At 64.6% G+C, this 16,312-nt stretch carries 15 protein-coding genes; 8 read left to right on the top strand and 7 right to left on the bottom strand.

Annotated features, from left to right (window positions below; translation table 11 throughout):
* Positions 1-43: 43 nt before the first annotated feature.
* From AC2FLM_RS07175 to AC2FLM_RS07145, 7 genes are all read right to left on the bottom strand, one after another.
* Positions 44-289: a MoaD/ThiS family protein gene (locus AC2FLM_RS07175; protein ID WP_234140314.1), complete on the bottom strand. Its 246-nt coding sequence runs from the start codon at positions 287-289 to the stop codon at positions 44-46.
* Complete coding sequence (locus tag AC2FLM_RS07170) at positions 282-2,543, bottom strand: xanthine dehydrogenase family protein molybdopterin-binding subunit (RefSeq protein WP_496856839.1); 2,262 nt, start codon at positions 2,541-2,543, stop codon at positions 282-284. Before AC2FLM_RS07170 ends, AC2FLM_RS07175 begins: the two co-directional genes overlap by 8 nt.
* Complete coding sequence (locus AC2FLM_RS07165; RefSeq protein ID WP_011242190.1) at positions 2,543-3,022, bottom strand: (2Fe-2S)-binding protein; 480 nt, start codon at positions 3,020-3,022, stop codon at positions 2,543-2,545. The genes AC2FLM_RS07170 and AC2FLM_RS07165 overlap by 1 nt, the downstream gene beginning before the upstream one ends.
* Positions 3,019-3,900, bottom strand: a complete 882-nt coding sequence (locus AC2FLM_RS07160; RefSeq protein WP_496856837.1) for an FAD binding domain-containing protein — start codon at positions 3,898-3,900, stop codon at positions 3,019-3,021. The genes AC2FLM_RS07165 and AC2FLM_RS07160 overlap by 4 nt, the downstream gene beginning before the upstream one ends.
* A 394-nt stretch (positions 3,901-4,294) precedes the next feature.
* Positions 4,295-6,223 carry a hypothetical protein gene (locus AC2FLM_RS07155; RefSeq protein ID WP_496856835.1) on the bottom strand — a complete coding sequence of 643 codons (1,929 nt, stop codon included), beginning with the start codon at positions 6,221-6,223 and terminating at the stop codon, positions 4,295-4,297.
* A 295-nt stretch (positions 6,224-6,518) separates the two neighbouring features.
* Positions 6,519-7,355 carry a tryptophan 2,3-dioxygenase gene (kynA, locus tag AC2FLM_RS07150; RefSeq protein ID WP_496856833.1) on the bottom strand — a complete coding sequence of 279 codons (837 nt, stop codon included), beginning with the start codon at positions 7,353-7,355 and terminating at the stop codon, positions 6,519-6,521.
* A 4-nt stretch (positions 7,356-7,359) separates the two neighbouring features.
* A complete protein-coding gene (locus AC2FLM_RS07145; RefSeq protein WP_496856831.1) occupies positions 7,360-8,136 on the bottom strand; it encodes a hormone-sensitive lipase in 777 nt (258 codons plus the stop codon).
* Between the two features lie 133 nt (positions 8,137-8,269).
* Here AC2FLM_RS07145 and AC2FLM_RS07140 point away from each other — a divergent pair, with 133 nt between their 5' ends.
* From AC2FLM_RS07140 to AC2FLM_RS07105, 8 genes are read left to right on the top strand one after another with little or no spacing between them, the layout of a single operon-like run.
* The gene (locus AC2FLM_RS07140) at positions 8,270-10,564 is read left to right on the top strand and encodes a bifunctional salicylyl-CoA 5-hydroxylase/oxidoreductase (RefSeq protein WP_496856829.1); all 2,295 of its coding nucleotides are present in this window, start codon (positions 8,270-8,272) and stop codon (positions 10,562-10,564) included.
* Positions 10,561-11,319 carry an SDR family NAD(P)-dependent oxidoreductase gene (locus AC2FLM_RS07135; protein ID WP_496856826.1) on the top strand — a complete coding sequence of 253 codons (759 nt, stop codon included), beginning with the start codon at positions 10,561-10,563 and terminating at the stop codon, positions 11,317-11,319. The genes AC2FLM_RS07140 and AC2FLM_RS07135 overlap by 4 nt, the downstream gene beginning before the upstream one ends.
* The gene (locus AC2FLM_RS07130) at positions 11,316-11,783 is read left to right on the top strand and encodes a MarR family winged helix-turn-helix transcriptional regulator (RefSeq protein WP_496856824.1); all 468 of its coding nucleotides are present in this window, start codon (positions 11,316-11,318) and stop codon (positions 11,781-11,783) included. Before AC2FLM_RS07135 ends, AC2FLM_RS07130 begins: the two co-directional genes overlap by 4 nt.
* Positions 11,780-12,583: an enoyl-CoA hydratase family protein gene (locus tag AC2FLM_RS07125; RefSeq protein ID WP_496856822.1), complete on the top strand. Its 804-nt coding sequence runs from the start codon at positions 11,780-11,782 to the stop codon at positions 12,581-12,583. Before AC2FLM_RS07130 ends, AC2FLM_RS07125 begins: the two co-directional genes overlap by 4 nt.
* Positions 12,584-12,635: 52 nt before the next feature.
* Positions 12,636-13,778 carry an acyl-CoA dehydrogenase family protein gene (locus AC2FLM_RS07120; protein ID WP_496856820.1) on the top strand — a complete coding sequence of 381 codons (1,143 nt, stop codon included), beginning with the start codon at positions 12,636-12,638 and terminating at the stop codon, positions 13,776-13,778.
* A 28-nt stretch (positions 13,779-13,806) separates the two neighbouring features.
* A complete protein-coding gene (locus AC2FLM_RS07115; RefSeq protein ID WP_164132118.1) occupies positions 13,807-14,259 on the top strand; it encodes a cupin domain-containing protein in 453 nt (150 codons plus the stop codon).
* 3 nt (positions 14,260-14,262) lie between these two features.
* A complete protein-coding gene (locus AC2FLM_RS07110) occupies positions 14,263-15,885 on the top strand; it encodes an AMP-binding protein (RefSeq protein WP_496856819.1) in 1,623 nt (540 codons plus the stop codon).
* Between the two features lie 13 nt (positions 15,886-15,898).
* Positions 15,899-16,294 carry a RidA family protein gene (locus tag AC2FLM_RS07105; RefSeq protein WP_234140329.1) on the top strand — a complete coding sequence of 132 codons (396 nt, stop codon included), beginning with the start codon at positions 15,899-15,901 and terminating at the stop codon, positions 16,292-16,294.
* Positions 16,295-16,312 lie beyond the last annotated feature (18 nt).

Raw genomic sequence — 16,312 nt, 5'->3', positions numbered from 1 at the left:
CGCCCGCAGGCGTCCCGCAAGGGGCGCCGAGGGGGGCGGGAGCCTACCCGCCGCGCAGGCGCTGCATCAGATAGACCTCGGCCCCGTCCGGGATCGGTTCGGTCAGGCCCGAGGCGATCACCCGCCCGTCGATGGCAACCGAGACGCCCGCGTCGATGGGCGCCTGCAATTCGGGATGCGCGCGCACAAGGGCGCGCAGCATCTCGCCGGTATCGCGGGCCTCGACCGAGACAACCTCGCAGCCCCCGGCCAGCGACCGCAGGCCGGACCAGAGATGGACCTCAACCATCCGCCTTGAGCGCCGCCAGGATACGCGGCGGCGACATCGGCAATTGCCGCATCCGCGCGCCGGCGGCGGCCGAGACCGCGTTGGCAATGGCCGCCAGCGGCGGACAGATCGAGGTTTCGCCGACCCCGCGTACGCCGAACGGATGGCCCGGATTGGGCACCTCGACGATCACCGTGTCGATCATCGGCAGATCGCTGGCCACCGGGATGCGGTAATCGAGGAAGACGCTGTTCTGCAGCCGCCCATCGGCGCCATAGATATATTCCTCGTTCAGCGCCCAGCCGATGCCCTGCGCCGCGCCACCCTGAAACTGTCCTTCGACATAAGTGGGATGGATCGCCTTGCCGGCATCCTGCACCACCGTATAGCGCACGACCTTGGTCTTGCCGGTCTCGGGGTCCACCTCGGCATCGACGATATGGGTGGCAAAGCTGACGCCCGCGCCTTCGGGTGTCGCCTCGAAATGGCCCGAGATCGGCCCGCCCGTGCGCCCCATATCGGCGGTGATATCGGCCAGCCGCAGCGGGTCGAATTCGCCCGCATTCGGTCCCGAGGGCACCGCGCAGCCGTTTTCCCATTTCACCGCATCCACCGGGATGCCCCATTTCTTCGCCGCCCGCTCACACAGTTTCTCGACCGCGTGGCGCGCCGCCTTGATGGTGGCCAGCCCGCTGGCATAGGTCACCCGGCTGCCATGGCTCACGTCGTTATAGCCCAGCGTGGCGGTGTCTGCGATGGTCACCCGGATGTTCTCGTAGGGGATGCCCAGCACCTCGGCCGCCATCAGCGCCATCGAGGCGCGGCTGCCGCCGATATCCGGCGTGCCCACCATGACCTGGGCCGAGCCATCTTCGCTCAGCGCCAGAGAGACCGAGGTCTCGCCACCATGGTTGAACCAGAACCCGCAGGAAATGCCCCGCCCCTGCCCCGGTTTCAGCGGCGCGGTGTAATGGGGATGCGCCTTGGCCGCCTCCAGCGTTTCGACCAGGCCGATGCGCTGGAACCTGGGCCCATAGCTCGCCTTGGTCCCCTCGCGCGAGGCATTCTTGAGCCGTACCTCGATCGGGTCGAGTCCCAGTTGATTGCACAGCTCGTCGATCACCGATTCCACCGCAAAGGCCGCCATGGGCGAGCCGGGCGCGCGATAGGCCGCCTGTTTGGGCCGGTTGGTCATCACGTCATAGCCCACCTGGCGCACATGCGGCAGGTTATAGGGGGCAAAGGCACACATGGCGGTGAAGTCCGCCGGACCACCGGGAAAGGCGCCGCCCTGCAGGCGGAACGTGCCCTGTGCCGCGGTCAGCGTGCCGTCCTTTTTCATGCCGATCTTGATATCCATCGAGGCCGAGGCGGTCGGTCCGGTGGCGCGGAACACCTCGGACCGGCTCATCACCAGTTTCACCGGCTTGTTGGCCTTGCGCGACAGTGCCAGCGCCACCGGCTCGATGAACACGGTGGTCTTGCCGCCAAAGCCGCCCCCGATTTCCGAGGCGGTCACCCGCAGGTTGGCGGTCTCGATCCCCAAAAGCGCGGCACAGGTTTTCTGCACGATCCAGTGTCCCTGGGTGCAGCACCACAGCTCGCCCTTGCCATCGGCCCCCAGCGTGGCCAGGCAGGCATGCGGTTCGATATAGCCCTGGTGGGTGGCCTCGGTGGTGAAGTGATCCTCGATCACCAGATCGGCCTCGGCAAAGCCCGCCTCGACATCGCCATGGCCGCTTTCATGTTTGCGCACCACGTTGGGATGCATCCCCTCAGGCACGGAATAGTCCGCGGCCCCCTGACGGATCACCGGGGCGTCCATCAGCATCGCCTTGTCCACATCCGTCACATGGGGCAGGACCTCGTATTCCACCTCGATCAGCTTGAGCGCATCGCGGGCAGCCAGCGCCGACGTTGCCGCAACCGCGGCCACCGCATGCCCGTCATAGAGCGCCTTGTCGCCTGCCATGACGTTTTCGAGGATGTTCCAGAAATCACCCTCCAGCCCCGGCGCAAACTCCACCTTGTCCGAGAAATCGGCACGGGTGACCACGGCCTTCACATCCTTCAGCGCCTCGGCCTTGGACGTGTCGATGCGCAGGATGCGGGCATGGGCGTGCGGGCTGCGCAGGATGGCGCCATGCAGCATGCCGGGGGCCGACGCATCAGCGCCGAACCGGGCGCGGCCGGTGACCTTGTCCAACCCGTCGGGCCGGTTCGGACGGGTGCCGACAAAGGTGAAACCGTCGGATTTACGATCGTCGAGCGCCATTATACCGCCTCCCTCATGTCGCGGGCCGTGTCCATCACGGCGCGGATGATCTTGTCATAGCCGGTGCAGCGGCACAGGTTGCCGGCCAGCCAGAACCGCACCTCTTCCTCGGTCGGGTCGGGGTTCTGCTCCAGCAGCGCCTTGGCCGCGACCAGGATGCCGGGGGTGCAGATGCCGCATTGCAGCGCGGCATAGTCGATGAACTTCTGTTGCAGCGGATGCAGCACATCGCCCTCGGCGATGCCTTCGACCGTGCCGATCTCCTTGCCCTCGGCCTCGACCCCCAGCACCAGGCAGGAGCAGACCAGCCGCCCGTCGAGCGTCACAGAACAGGCGCCGCAATCGCCGGTGCCGCAGCCTTCCTTGGCGCCGGTCAGGCTAAGCTTGTCGCGCAGGCAATCGAGCAGGGTTTCGCGCGGGTCGCAGAGATATTCGACCGCATCGCCGTTGACGGTGGTGGATACGTGGATCTTGCTCATCCGTGATGCCCCTTGATGATTTCGCCCTTGGCCCGGGCATAGGCGATGCGCGCGGCGCGTTTGGCCAGCACGCCGGCAACCTCGGTACGGAACGCAATGGTGCCGCGCTTGTCGTCGATCGGCTTGCAGGCGGCCGAGGCGGCGGCCGCCAGACGGTCCAGCGCGGCCTCATCCAGCGTGGAGCCGATGATCGCGGCAGCAGCGTCCCCGACCAGCAGAACGGTCGGCGCCACGGCGCCAAGCGACACGCGCGCTTCGGTGATGGTGTCCCCGTCCAGGCGCAGGTTGACGGCACAGCCCACCACGGCGATATCCATCTCGCTGCGCGGGATGAAGCGCAGATAGGCATCGCCCGCGTTTTCGCCGCGTGCCGGAATGTGCAGGGCCGAAACCAGTTCGCCCTTGGCCAGCGAGATGCGGCCCGGACCGGTCGGAATATCCTCGACCGCGACGACGCGTTCGCCATCGGGGCCGGTCACGGTCGCGGTCATCGCGGCCGCGACCATGGCGGGCACGGAGTCGGCGGCCGGCGAACCGTTGCACAGATTGCCGGTCAGCGTCGCGCGACCCTGCACCTGGGTGGATCCCACCAGGTTCATCGCCTCGACCACACCGGGCCAGTCGGCGACCAGCCCCGCATGCTCGCCCAGCTCGGCGCCGGGAACAGCCGCACCCAGCGTCCAGCTGCCATCCCCGTTGCAGGTGATGTCATGGGTGCCGGGGATCTTCTTGATGTCGATCAGCGTGTCCGGGGTGACGATATCGGCGCGCAACTGCACCAGAACATCGGTCCCCCCGGCGAGAAACCGGGTGACACCGTCCGCATTTGCAGCCAGCGCCGAAGCCTCGGCAAAACTGGCGGGGCTGTGATAGTTCATGTTTACCTCGCTCCTGGAAACCAGGGTTCCACTGGGTGATTTGGCGCGAGCGTAGAACAGCAGATCGGGCAGGTCCATGCCCAGCAACGACAGTTTCTGCACACTCACAAGGTCGGTTTTGGACAGAACCAAAGATCTGCAAACGGGTGACGCGCGGGGCCCAGCTGTTTTGTCGCTGTGCAATCGCAGGGACACCACAGACATTTCGACAACGCCGATACACGCGGGGGCGCACTGCGATCATCCGGTTTACACCTGATTTGGGCGGCCCAGAGAGTCATCCCGCGACCGGATTAGATGCCACCGGCGCACCCGCAGCGGTCTGATCCAAAGCTCAGGTGAGCGGGCCCGGATCAGAACGATCGCACCCGCCCCGCAGTCGCATCAGTTGGGGTCAGACGCTCTCGTCGCCTTCGTCGTCTTCATCCCCCTCGTCGCCTTCGTCGCCTTCGTCTCCCTCGTCGTCTTCGTCGCCTTCGTCGTGCTCGTTTCCTTCGTCATGCTCGTCGCCTTCGTCGCCGTTGTCGGGCTCGTTCAGCTCGTCGCCTTCGTCGTCTTCGTTGCCGGAATCGGCGAGGTTGTCGTCTTCGTTGCCTTCGTTGCCGTCGTCATCCTCGTCCCCCTCATCGCCTTCGTCCCCCTCATCATCGAGCAGAGCATCGGCATCCTCGTCGCCTTCGTCGTCTTCGTTTCCTTCGTCGCCTTCGTCCCTCAGGGATGGGTGATCGGGTTCCAGGATTTCATCGCCCTCATCGCCTTCGTCGCCTTCATCATCTTCATCGCCCTCGTCGTCTTCGTTGTCTTCGTCCCCTTCGTCGTTTTCGTCGCCTTCGTCTTCTTCGTTTCCTTCGTTGTCCTCGTTGCCTTCGTTGTGCTCGTTGCCTTCGTTACCTTCGTCGTTTTCGCCGCCTTCGTTGTTTTCGTCGCCTTCGTCGCCTTCGTCGTTCAGGCCGCCCTCGTTGCCTTCGTCGCCCTCGTTGCCTTCGTTGCCTTCGTTGCCTTCATTGCCCTCGTCGGCCTCGTTGCCTTCGTTGTCCTCATTGCCCTCGTTGCCTTCGTTGTCCTCGTTGCCTTCGTCTTCTTCGTTGCCCTCGTTGTCCTCGTCGGCTTCGTTGGCCTCGTTGCCCTCGTTGTCCTCGTTGCCTTCGTTGCCCTCGTTGCCCTCGTTGCCTTCGTTGTCCTCGTCGCCCTCGTTGCCTTCGTTACCTTCGGTACCCTCGTTGCCTTCGTCGCCCTCGTTACCCTCGTCGCCGTCGTTCAGCTCGTCGCCTTCGTCGCCCTCATCGCCCTCGTCGCCGTTCTGACTCTCGTCGCCCTCGTCGCCTTCATCTCCCTCGTCATCCTCGTCGCCTTCGTCATCCTCATCGCCCTCGTCGCCCTCGTTGCCTTCGTCAGCTTCCTCAAGAAGGCCAGCAAACGTGTCGTCCTCGTCGTCTTCATCGCCTTCGTCGCCTTCGTCGGCTTCCTGGCCTCTGCCGAAGAACTCGCCATCTTCATCGCCTTCGTCGAACTCGTCGCCCTCGTCGGCTTCGTTATTCTCGTCGCCTTCGTCGCCTTCGTTACCCTCGTTGCCTTCGTCACCTTCGTCGTTCTCGTCGCCTTCGTTGCCCTCGTTGCCTTCGTCCCCTTCCAGGCCAATATTGATTATTCCTTCGTCGCCCTCGTTGCCCTCGTCGCCTTCGTCGTTTTCGTCACCTTCGTCGTTCTCGTTGCCTTCGTTGTTCTCGTCGCCCTCGTCGAACTCGTCGCCTTCGTCGGCCTCATGCATATTTGCATCTATGCCCTGGTCGTACTCGTCATCAAAGTTGAAGTCCCAGTATGTGCTGTCCTCATCTCCCTCATCATATTCATTGCCCTCGTCAGCTTCGGAGAGGTCGATTTGTCCGTCGGTGTTGTTGGAGATGAGCGAGGAATTCTCGTCCCCCTCGTCATGTTCGTTGCCTTCATCGGCTTCGTTATGCTCGTCGTTCTCGTCGTTCTCGTCGTTCTCATCCCCCTCGTCGTCCTCGTTGTCTTCGTCGCCTTCGTTGCCCTCGTCACCCTCGTTGCCTTCGTCGCCCTCATCGCCTTCGTTGCCCTCGTCGTCTTCCTGGCCGGCGACACCCTCGTTGCCCTCGTTTCCTTCGTTGCCTTCGTTGTGATCGTCGTCATAGGTCGAGACCGAGATTTCATTGCCCTCGTTGCCCTCGTCATTTTCGTTGCCTTCGTTGTCCTCGTTGCCCTCGTCTCCTTCGTCGCCAGAGCTGATCGCGCTCATCACGGAAGTGTCTTCCGGCCGGGCTTCGGGGGTTTCTTCGATGTCGGAGTTGAAAAATTCGGGCATGACAGCCTCCTGAAATGAGTGTTCAGCGCGCCAGCCAGTCACACTCCCAGCGGGGCGTCGCAAAAAAGTCGAACCAAAATAGCCACAGCTGTCCCTGTCGCAGGCAACTTGCATCAGTCCAAGCTAGCCGTGACCATACATGAGTATCGTTTATTTCATAAACATATTTGACCCATGCCCGGAACCGGCCGGTGCTTTGCCCCCGGCCTTGCCCCGTCGCAAGGAGCCGCACGGCAAGGCGGATGCGGATCCCGGCGGGGATGTGTCCGGGCCTAGGCCGTTCGCGCGGAACCGATCAAAGATCGCCGCGCAGATGCCAAAGTTCGGGGAACAGTTCGACCTCGAGCATGCGGCGCAAGTATTGAACGCCCGAGGTTCCGCCGGTTCCCCGCTTGAACCCGATGACCCGTTCCACCGTGGTGACATGGTTGAACCGCCAACGGCGGAAATAATCCTCGAGATCGACCAGTTTCTCGCCCAACTCGTAGAGGTCCCAGTATTTCGCCGGATCCTCGTAGACCTGCCGCCAGGCCGCCTGCACCGCCGCATCGGCGTTGTGCGGGTTGTCCATCCGGTAGACCTCGGGCGCGAAACTGGCCCCCGTCTTCGCCGCCAGCGCCCGCAGCGCCACGTGATACAGAGAGGGTTGCTCCAGTTCCGCCGCCAGCATCGCATGAAGCTCGGGGCGATGCTCATGCACCTTCATCATCGCGGTGTTGCGATTGCCCAGCATGAATTCGATCAGCCGGTACTGATGCGACTGGAAGCCCGAGGAATTGCCAAGCGCATTGCGAAACGTCGTATAGTCGCTGGGCGTCATCGTGCGCAGCACGTCCCAGGCGGAATTAAGCTGGTCGAAGATGCGCGCCACCCGCGTCAGCATCTTGAAGGCAGGCCGGAAATCGCCGCCCGCCAGCAGCAGATTGCGCGCCGCCCTGAGTTCGTGCAGCACCAGCCGCATCCACAATTCGCTGGTCTGGTGCTGGATGATGAACAGCATCTCGTCATGGGCATCCGATTGCGGATGATGGGTCGCCAGCAGCGCATCCATATGCAGATAATCGCCATAGCTCATGTCCTTGGCATAGGACATCTTGGCGCCTTCCTGGCTGGGGTCATAGGCCTGGGACATCGGGTCAATCCTTGAGAAGCTCGGTCAGCAGGGCCGAGCCGGGTCGGCCCAGTTCGGCAACAACAGAGAAATGGTCATGGCCCGGATCAAACACGTTTGGCACGTCCCAGGCCTCGGAGAGAAGGCGCGTCTGGCGCACCAGTTCGGGCCGCTCATTTGCGCCGACCCAGCAGGTGACCGACAGGCCCGCGCGCCGTGACAGCAGCGCGGGGCTTTCGGCCGCGGCCTCGGCCGCGTCCAGGTGCAGAACCTCGTTCATCCGGGTGCCCAGCAGCGGGCGCAGATCGTGGATACCGCTGATGCTGATCACCCGGTCCAGCCGGTCGGGCAGCGGCCCGTCGGCGCAGGCCATGCGGGCCACCAGATGGCCACCGGCGGAATGGCCCGCCAGCCGCACCGGTCCCGCGACGTGACGCGCCGCCTCTTCGATCGACGCGCGCACTTCCTCAACCATCTGGCCCAGACGCGCCTCGGGTGCCAGCGTGTAGGAGGGCACCGCCAGCGCCCAGCCCCGGCTGAGCGGTCCGGCGGCGAAATGCGACCAGAAGCTCTTGTCGAGCTTGTGCCAATAGCCGCCATGCACGAACACCACCAGACCCTTGGCCACACCCTCGGGGCGGAACAGGTCCAACCGGTTGCGCGCGCCCGGACCATAAGAGATGTCAAGCGTCCCACCCCGGCTATCGCGCCAGGCCGCCGCTGCCGCGCCCCAGGCGGCGGCCAGCCCGTCCGACCCCGGCACATAGCTGGAATTGTCGAATGCATCGTCCCAGTCGATCATCGTAGATCCTCCTGTCTTGCGGACAGGGTAATCGTCGCTCCGATATATTTCAAGCTTAAAGGTTTAGGCTTGAAATATATCCGAATCCCCGTATCCTCATCTTCAATCAGCGTATCTTGCGAGGGAGGATGCAATGCGTATCGCATGTCTGGGTGGCGGTCCGGCGGGGCTGTATTTCGCCATTTCGATGAAGCTGCGCGACCCTTCGCATCAGGTCACGGTGATCGAGCGCAACAAGGGCGACGACACGTTCGGCTGGGGCGTGGTGCTGAGCGATGACGCGCTGGAAAACCTGGCCGCCAACGACCCCGTCAGCGCCGAAACGATCCGCTCGAACTTTGCCTATTGGGACGATATCGCGGTGGTGCATGACGGGGTGTGCACCGTCTCGGGCGGGCACGGTTTTGCCGGGATCGGGCGCAAGGCGATGCTGCTCCTGCTTCAGGACCGCGCCCGCGAGCTGGGCGTCGATCTGCAATTCCAGACCGAGGCGCGGCCCATCGCCGAGTATCAGGCGGAATATGATCTGGTGGTGGCCTGCGACGGGCTGAACTCGCGCGTGCGCAGCGATCTGGCCGCGCATTTCAAACCCGATATCGACACCCGCCAGTGCAAGTTCATCTGGCTCGGCACACATCAGAAATTCGACGACGCCTTCACCTTCATCTTTGAAAAGACCGAACATGGCTGGATGTGGGTGCATGCCTATCAGTTCGACGAGGACACCGCGACGGTGATCGTGGAATGCAGCCAGGACACCTGGGACGCCTGGGGATTCGAGCATATGTCCAAGGAAGAGAGTGTCGCCACCTGCGAGCGCATCTTTGCCGCACATCTGGGCGGCCACAAGCTCATGTCCAATGCCAGCCACCTGCGCGGCTCGGCGGTCTGGATCAACTTCCCCCGCGTTCTGTGCGAGAAATGGCACCATGAAAATGTGGTGTTGATGGGCGACGCGGCGGCCACCGCGCATTTTTCGATCGGATCGGGCTCGCGCCTGGCCTTTGACAGCGCCATTTCGCTGGCCACCTATCTGCATTCCGAACCGACGATGGAAAGCGCGTTCGAGCGCTATCAGGAGGAACGCCGGCTCGAGGTGCTGCGCCTGCAATCGGCGGCGCGCAACTCGCTGGAATGGTTCGAGCAGGTGGAACGCTATCTGGACATGGACCCGGTGCAGTTCAACTATTCGCTGTTGACCCGCAGCCAGCGGATCAGCCACGAGAACCTGCGCCTGCGCGATGCCGACTGGCTGCGCTCGGCCGAACAGTGGTTCCAGACCCGCGCGGGCGCTGCGGCCGAACCCGTGCGCGCGCCGATGTTCGCCCCCTTCCGCCTGCGCGGGATGGAGCTGAAGAACCGCATCGTGGTCTCGCCCATGGCGCAATACAAGGCGGTCGATGGCTGCCCGACCGACTGGCACCTGATCCATTACGGCGAGCGCGCCAAGGGCGGCGCGGGCCTGGTCTATACCGAGATGACCTGTGTCAGCCCCACGGGTCGCATCACCCCCGGTTGCCCCGGCCTCTATGCGCCCGAGCATGAGGCCGCGTGGAAACGGCTGACCGATTTCGTGCATGGCGAAACGAGCGCGAAAATCTGCTGCCAGATCGGCCATTCGGGCCGCAAGGGCTCGACCCAGCTGGGCTGGGAGACGATGGACGCGCCACTGAAAGCCGAGAACTGGGACCTGATCTCTGCCTCGCCCATCCCGTGGTCCGCCAACAACGCCACCCCGCGTGAAATGACGCGGGCGGATATGGACGCGGTGCGCGATCAGTTCGTCGCGGCCGCGCAAATGGCCGAACGGGCAGGTTTCGACATGATCGAGCTGCACGCCGCGCATGGCTATCTGATCTCCTCCTTCATCTCGCCGATGTCGAACAATCGCAGCGACGAGTATGGCGGGTCGCTGGAAAACCGCATGCGCTACCCGCTGGAAGTATTCACCGCGATGCGGGCCGCATGGCCCGAGGACAAGCCGATGTCGGTGCGGATCTCGGCCAATGACTGGGTGGACGAGGCCGGTGTCACGCCCGAGGAGGCAGTCAAGATCGCCGCGATGTTCCACGCGGCGGGCGCCGATATCATCGACGTCTCGGCCGGCCAGACCTCGATCGAGGCCAAGCCGGTCTATGGCCGCATGTTCCAGACCCCGTTCTCGGATCGCATCCGCAACGAGACCGGCATCGCCACCATGGCGGTGGGCAATATCTATGAGGCCGACCATGCCAACTCGATCCTGATGGCGGGCCGGGCCGACCTGATCTGCGTCGGTCGCCCGCATCTGGCCGACCCCTACTGGACCCTGCACGAGGCCGCCCGCATCGGTGATCGTCACGCCGACTGGCCGCTGCCCTATCTGGCGGGCCGGGATCAGGCCTGGCGTCTGGCCGACCGTGACGCCGAGACGGAGATCCGCGCATGATGCTCGACGGCACCCATGCGGTGGTCACCGGAGGCGGCACCGGAACCGGTGCGGCGATTGCCGAGGCGCTGGCCCATGCCGGTGCCAAGGTCACCGTCTTGGGCCGCCGCGAGGGACCGCTGCGCGAGGTCGCCAAACAGCACAAGTTCATCGGCTGGGTCACCTGCGACGTGACCGATCCGCAGGCGGTGCGCGCCGCCTTTCGGCAGGCGCGCGATCTGAACGGACCGGTGGGTGTGGTGGTCGCCAATGCGGGTGCCGCCGACAGCACACCGTTCAGGAAGATGACCGCCGAAGGGTTCCAGCAGATGCTGGATGTGAACCTCAAGGGCGTGTTCAACAGCTTTCAGGCCGGGCTTGCGGATATGGAAAACGCGGGCGAGGGTCGGCTGATCGCCATCGCCTCGACCGCCGGGCTCAAGGGTTATCCTTATGTGGCGGGCTATTGCGCCGCCAAACACGGGGTGGTGGGCCTGATCCGGGCACTGGCGTTGGAACTTGGCCGCACAGGCGTGACCGCAAACGCCATCTGCCCCGGCTTCATCGAAACCCCGATGCTGGAACGTTCCATTGCCAATATCGTGGACAAGACCGGCCTGAGCGCGGAAGCTGCGGCAAAGTCGCTGCGCAAGGGCAATCCGCAAGACCGGTTCATCCAGGTAGACGAGGTGGCGGGTGCGGTTCTCTGGCTGTGTTCCCAGGCCGCCCGGTCGGTGAACGGCCATGCCCTTGCCCTGTCGGGAGGAGAGATATGAGCGCACCCAACCCCCGCCCCGATGCCGGGCCGGACAGCAAGGCGCGGCTGCGCCTCTGGCTGAAACTGCTCAAAACCACGCGCACGGTGGAATCGGGCCTGCGCGAGAACCTGCGCACCGAGTTCGCCTCGACCCTGCCGCGGTTTGACGTGATGAGCGCGCTGGCCCGCAACGCCGGCGGGTTGAAGATGAGCGAGCTGTCGGGCCTCCTGAAGGTGTCGAACGGCAATGTCACCGGCATCATCGAACGGCTGGTCGAGGACGGCCATGTGCTGCGCGAACCGGTGCCGGGCGACCGCCGCGCCAACCGGGTTCGCCTGACCAGCAAGGGCGAAGAGGAATTTGCCCGCCAGGCCGCCCGCCACGAGGCCTGGGTCGACGATCTGCTGGGCGCGCTCGACGCTGACGAGGCCCGCGCGATCACCGCGACGCTGGACCGCATTCTGACAGAGGGAAAATCATGACCGCCGCCGACACCACCCATTTCCTGTGCACCATCGAGGACGGCATCGCCCGCATCGCGCTGGACCGGCCCGAGCGCAAGAACCCGCTGACCTTCGACAGCTATGCCGAACTGCGCGACTGGTTCCGCGACCTGCATTACAATGACGACATCAAGGCGGTGGTCTTTGCCTCGAACGGCGGCAATTTCAGCTCGGGCGGCGATGTGCATGACATCATCGGGCCGCTCACCCGGATGAACATGAAAGAGCTGCTGCAATTCACCCGCATGACCGGCGATCTGGTCAAGGCGATGATCAATTGCGGCAAGCCGGTGATTGCCGCCATCGACGGCATCTGCGTGGGCGCGGGCGCGATCATCGCCATGGCCTCTGACCTGCGCATCGCCACGCCCGAGGCCAAGGTGGCGTTCCTGTTCACCCGCGTTGGGCTGGCCGGCTGCGACATGGGCGCCTGCGCCATCCTGCCCCGGATTATCGGCCAGGGCCGCGCGGCGGAACTGCTCTATACCGGCCGCGCGATGAGCGCCGAAGAGGGCGCCGCATGGGGCTTTCACAACCGGCTGGTTGCGGCGGACGCGCTGAAGGACGAGGCCCGCAAACTGGCCCAGCAGATCGCGGCAGGCCCGAATTTCGGCCATATGATCACCAAGACCATGCTGGCGCAGGAATGGTCCATGTCGATCGAACAGGCGATCGAGGCCGAGGCGCAGGCACAGGCGATCTGCATGCAGACCGGCGATTTCGAACGCGCCTATCGCGCCTTTGTCGCCAAGGAAAAACCCGTCTTTATGGGCGATTGAGGTCGGCGCAATTGAGTATTTGGGGCGGAATGAAGCCCCTAGGAGGAATGAGATGGCAGACCGCAGCTTTCTGACCTGGCCGTTTTTCGACGAGACCCACCGCGCCCGCGCCGAGGCGATGGAGGGCTGGTGCGCGCGCCTGCATGTGGATCACGGTAACATTGACGCGGCCTGCCGCAAGCTGGTGGCGGATCTGGGCTCGGGCGGCTGGTTGCAGGCCACCGGTGCGACGACGGGCGAGCGGTTGGACGTGCGGACCCTCTGCCTGAGCCGTGAGATCCTCGCGCGCCATGACGGCCTGGCCGATTTTACCTTTGCCATGCAGGGGCTGGGAACGGGTGCGATCTCGCTCTTTGGCACCCCCGCGCAACAGGCCGAATGGCTGCCGCTCACCCGCAGCGGTCAGGCGATCTCGGCCTTTGCGCTGACCGAGCCGCAATCGGGCTCGGACGTGGCCAATTCCACCATGACGGCCACCCCCGATGGTGACGATTACGTGCTGAACGGCGAAAAGACCTGGATTTCGAACGGCGGCATCGCCGATGTCTTTACGCTCTTTGCCCGCACTGGCGAGGCGCCCGGCGCGCGCGGGTTGAGCGCCTTTGTCCTGCCCGCGGGCCTGCCGGGCTTCGAGGTGGTCGAGCGGCTGGAGGTGATGGCGCCGCACCCGCTGGCGCGGCTGCGTTTTACCGATGTGCGGGTGCCGAAATCGGCGCTCCTGGGTGCCCCCGGAGAAGGGTTCAAGGTGGCGATGGCGGTGCTCGACGTGTTCCGCTCGACCGTGGCGGCGGCGGCGCTGGGATTTGCCCGCCGCGCGCTGGACGAGGCATTGGCGCGCGTCACCACACGGCAGGTGCAGGGCGCGCCGCTGTTCGATCTGCAAATGGTGCAGGGCCATATCGCCGACATGGCGCTGGATGTGGATGCCAGCGCGCTGCTCACCTATCGCGCCGCCTGGGCCAAGGACATGGGCGCCCCGCGCGTCAGCCGCGAGGCGGCGATGGCCAAGCTCTATTCGACCGACCACGCCCAGCAGGTGATCGACAAGGCGGTACAACTGTTCGGCGGCGACGGGGTGCGGCGCGGCGAAAAGGTCGAGGAGCTGTATCGCGATATCCGCGCCCTGCGCATCTACGAGGGCGCCAGCGACGTGCAGCGGGTGGTGATCGCCCGCCAGGTGCTGGCGCAGGGATAAGACCTAAACGTCAATGGGAGGAGAGACCATGACCCAGGATCTGGAAAAGGGCATTACCGAAAACGGCACCGGTTATGACGGTGTGGTCTGGAACATTCTGGGCCAGACCTATTACCCCAAGGCGGTTTGCGAGACGACCTTTGCCTTTGAGACGAACTCGGAACCGGGGCAATTCGTGCCGGTGCATGTCCACCCCACCCAGGACGAATTCATCCTGGTGCAGGAGGGCGAACTGGATCTGAAACTGGACGGTGTCTGGACCAAGGCGCGCGCCGGCGATCTGGTACGCATGCCCAAAGGCATCCCGCACGGCTATTTCAACAAGTCCGACAAACCGGCCCGCGCGCTGTTCTGGGTCTCGCCCGCGCGCAAGCTGAAAGAGCTGTTCGAGGCGCTGGACAATCTGGAGGATGTCGAACGCGTGGTGGAACTCTCGGCCCAGCACGAGGTCGATTTCCTGCCGCCCGAGGCGAATGACTGAACCATGCTGGGACCAAGCGCACATATCGACACGTTCACCCGGGACAACCTGCCGCCGCCCGAGCAATGGCCTGACTTTCTGCTCGACGGGTTCGACTATCCCGAGCACCTGAATGTCGGGGTCGAGCTGACCGATGCCATGGTTGACAAGGGGTTTGGCGACCATACCGCGCTGATCGGCAATGGCCGGCGGCGCACCTACAAGGAACTCAGCGACTGGACCAACCGGCTGGCCCATGTGCTGGTCGAGGATCTGGGCGTGAAACCGGGCAACCGGGTGCTGATCCGTTCGGCCAACAACCCGGCCATGGTGGCCTGCTGGCTGGCCGCGACCAAGGCGGGCGCGGTGGTGGTCAACACGATGCCGATGCTGCGCGCGGGCGAGCTGGCCAAGATCATCGACAAGGCCGAGATCACCCATGCGCTGTGCGACACGCGGCTGATGGAGGAGCTGGTCACCTGCGCCAAGACCTCGAAACACCTGCGCACGGTGGTGGGTTTTGACGGCACCTCGAACCACGATGCCGAGCTGGACCGGCTGGCGCTGCAAAAACCGGTGCGGTTCCAGGCGGTCGCGACCGGGCGGGACGATGTGGCGCTGTTGGGGTTCACCTCTGGCACCACGGGCGACCCCAAGGCGACGATGCATTTCCATCGCGACCTGCTGATCATCGCTGACGGTTATGCGCGCGAGGTTCTGGGCGTTACGCCGGACGACGTGTTCATCGGCTCGCCGCCGCTGGCCTTTACCTTTGGGTTGGGCGGTCTGGCGGTCTTCCCGCTGCGCTTTGGCGCCGCCGCGACCCTGCTGGAACAGGCAAGCCCGCCCAACATGGTCGAGATCATCCAGCAATACCGCGCCACCGTCTGTTTCACCGCGCCCACCGCCTATCGCTTCATGCTCAAGGCGATGGACGAGGGCGCCGATCTCAGCTCGCTTCGGGCGGCGGTGTCGGCGGGCGAGACCCTGCCCGCCCCGGTCTATGACGAATGGATCGCCAAGACCGGCAAGCCGATGCTCGACGGGATCGGCGCCACCGAGATGCTGCATATCTTCATCTCGAACCGGTTCGACGATCACCGCCCCGCCTGCACCGGCAAGCCGGTGACGGGGTATCAGGTGCGTATCCTTGACGAGGCAGGCAACGAGGCCCCGCGCGGCGAGGTGGGGCGGCTGGCGGTGCGCGGCCCGACCGGCTGCCGCTATCTGGCCGATGACCGGCAGGCGGGCTATGTGCAGAACAGCTGGAACGTGACCGGCGACAGTTTCGTGATGGATGCGGATGGCTATCTGCATTTCGCCGCCCGCAGCGACGACATGATCGTCAGTTCCGGCTACAACATCGCCGGGCCCGAGGTCGAGGCGGCGCTGCTGTCGCATCCGGCAGTGGCCGAATGCGGCGTCATCGGCGCCCCGGACGAGGCGCGCGGCCATATCGTCGAGGCCCATGTGGTGCTGGCGCCGGGCCATACCGGCGACGCGCTCATGGTCAAGACCTTGCAGGACCACGTCAAGGCGACCATCGCCCCCTATAAATACCCCCGCAGCGTCCGGTTCATCGACGCGCTGCCCAAGACTCAGACCGGCAAGATCCAGCGCTTCCGCTTGCGCACGGACAGTCAGTAAACGGAGGCCAGACATGACCCACAAGATCATCCAACCCGAGGGCTGGGCCCCCGCCAAGGGATATGCCAACGGCATGCTGACTCGCGACGGGCATCTCTATGTCGGCGGTCAGATCGGCTGGAACGCGCAGCAGCAGTTCGAAAGCCATGATTTCATCGGTCAGATGGAACAGGCGCTGCGCAACATCCTCGATGTGGTCGAGGCCGCCGGCGGCCGGGCCGAGCATATCACCCGGCTGACCTGGTACGTGACCGACAAGAAGGAATACATGGCCCGTCAGGCCGAGATCGGCGCCAGCTATCGCAAGGTGATGGGGCGTCATTTCCCGGCCATGGCAATGGTGGTGGTCGCCGGACTGGTCGAGGATGACGCCCTGGTCGAGATCGAGGCCACTGCCGTCATCGACTGATCCGGGGCGCCAGACGGC

The organism is Ruegeria sp. SAZD011 (assembly GCF_059612545.1).
This window is presented reverse-complemented; position numbering and strand designations above follow the sequence as displayed.

Bases quoted from the DNA above. Each gene is read 5' to 3' on its own strand.
- AC2FLM_RS07175 (WP_234140314.1), bottom strand. From the start codon at position 289: ATGGTTGAGGTCCATCTCTGGTCCGGCCTGCGGTCGCTGGCCGGGGGC.
- AC2FLM_RS07170 (WP_496856839.1), bottom strand. From the start codon at position 2,543: ATGGCGCTCGACGATCGTAAATCCGACGGTTTCACCTTTGTCGGCACC.
- AC2FLM_RS07165 (WP_011242190.1), bottom strand. From the start codon at position 3,022: ATGAGCAAGATCCACGTATCCACCACCGTCAACGGCGATGCGGTCGAA.
- AC2FLM_RS07160 (WP_496856837.1), bottom strand. From the start codon at position 3,900: ATGAACTATCACAGCCCCGCCAGTTTTGCCGAGGCTTCGGCGCTGGCT.
- AC2FLM_RS07155 (WP_496856835.1), bottom strand. From the start codon at position 6,223: ATGCCCGAATTTTTCAACTCCGACATCGAAGAAACCCCCGAAGCCCGG.
- kynA (WP_496856833.1), bottom strand. From the start codon at position 7,355: ATGTCCCAGGCCTATGACCCCAGCCAGGAAGGCGCCAAGATGTCCTAT.
- AC2FLM_RS07145 (WP_496856831.1), bottom strand. From the start codon at position 8,136: ATGATCGACTGGGACGATGCATTCGACAATTCCAGCTATGTGCCGGGG.
- AC2FLM_RS07140 (WP_496856829.1), top strand. From the start codon at position 8,270: ATGCGTATCGCATGTCTGGGTGGCGGTCCGGCGGGGCTGTATTTCGCC.
- AC2FLM_RS07135 (WP_496856826.1), top strand. From the start codon at position 10,561: ATGATGCTCGACGGCACCCATGCGGTGGTCACCGGAGGCGGCACCGGA.
- AC2FLM_RS07130 (WP_496856824.1), top strand. From the start codon at position 11,316: ATGAGCGCACCCAACCCCCGCCCCGATGCCGGGCCGGACAGCAAGGCG.
- AC2FLM_RS07125 (WP_496856822.1), top strand. From the start codon at position 11,780: ATGACCGCCGCCGACACCACCCATTTCCTGTGCACCATCGAGGACGGC.
- AC2FLM_RS07120 (WP_496856820.1), top strand. From the start codon at position 12,636: ATGGCAGACCGCAGCTTTCTGACCTGGCCGTTTTTCGACGAGACCCAC.
- AC2FLM_RS07115 (WP_164132118.1), top strand. From the start codon at position 13,807: ATGACCCAGGATCTGGAAAAGGGCATTACCGAAAACGGCACCGGTTAT.
- AC2FLM_RS07110 (WP_496856819.1), top strand. From the start codon at position 14,263: ATGCTGGGACCAAGCGCACATATCGACACGTTCACCCGGGACAACCTG.
- AC2FLM_RS07105 (WP_234140329.1), top strand. From the start codon at position 15,899: ATGACCCACAAGATCATCCAACCCGAGGGCTGGGCCCCCGCCAAGGGA.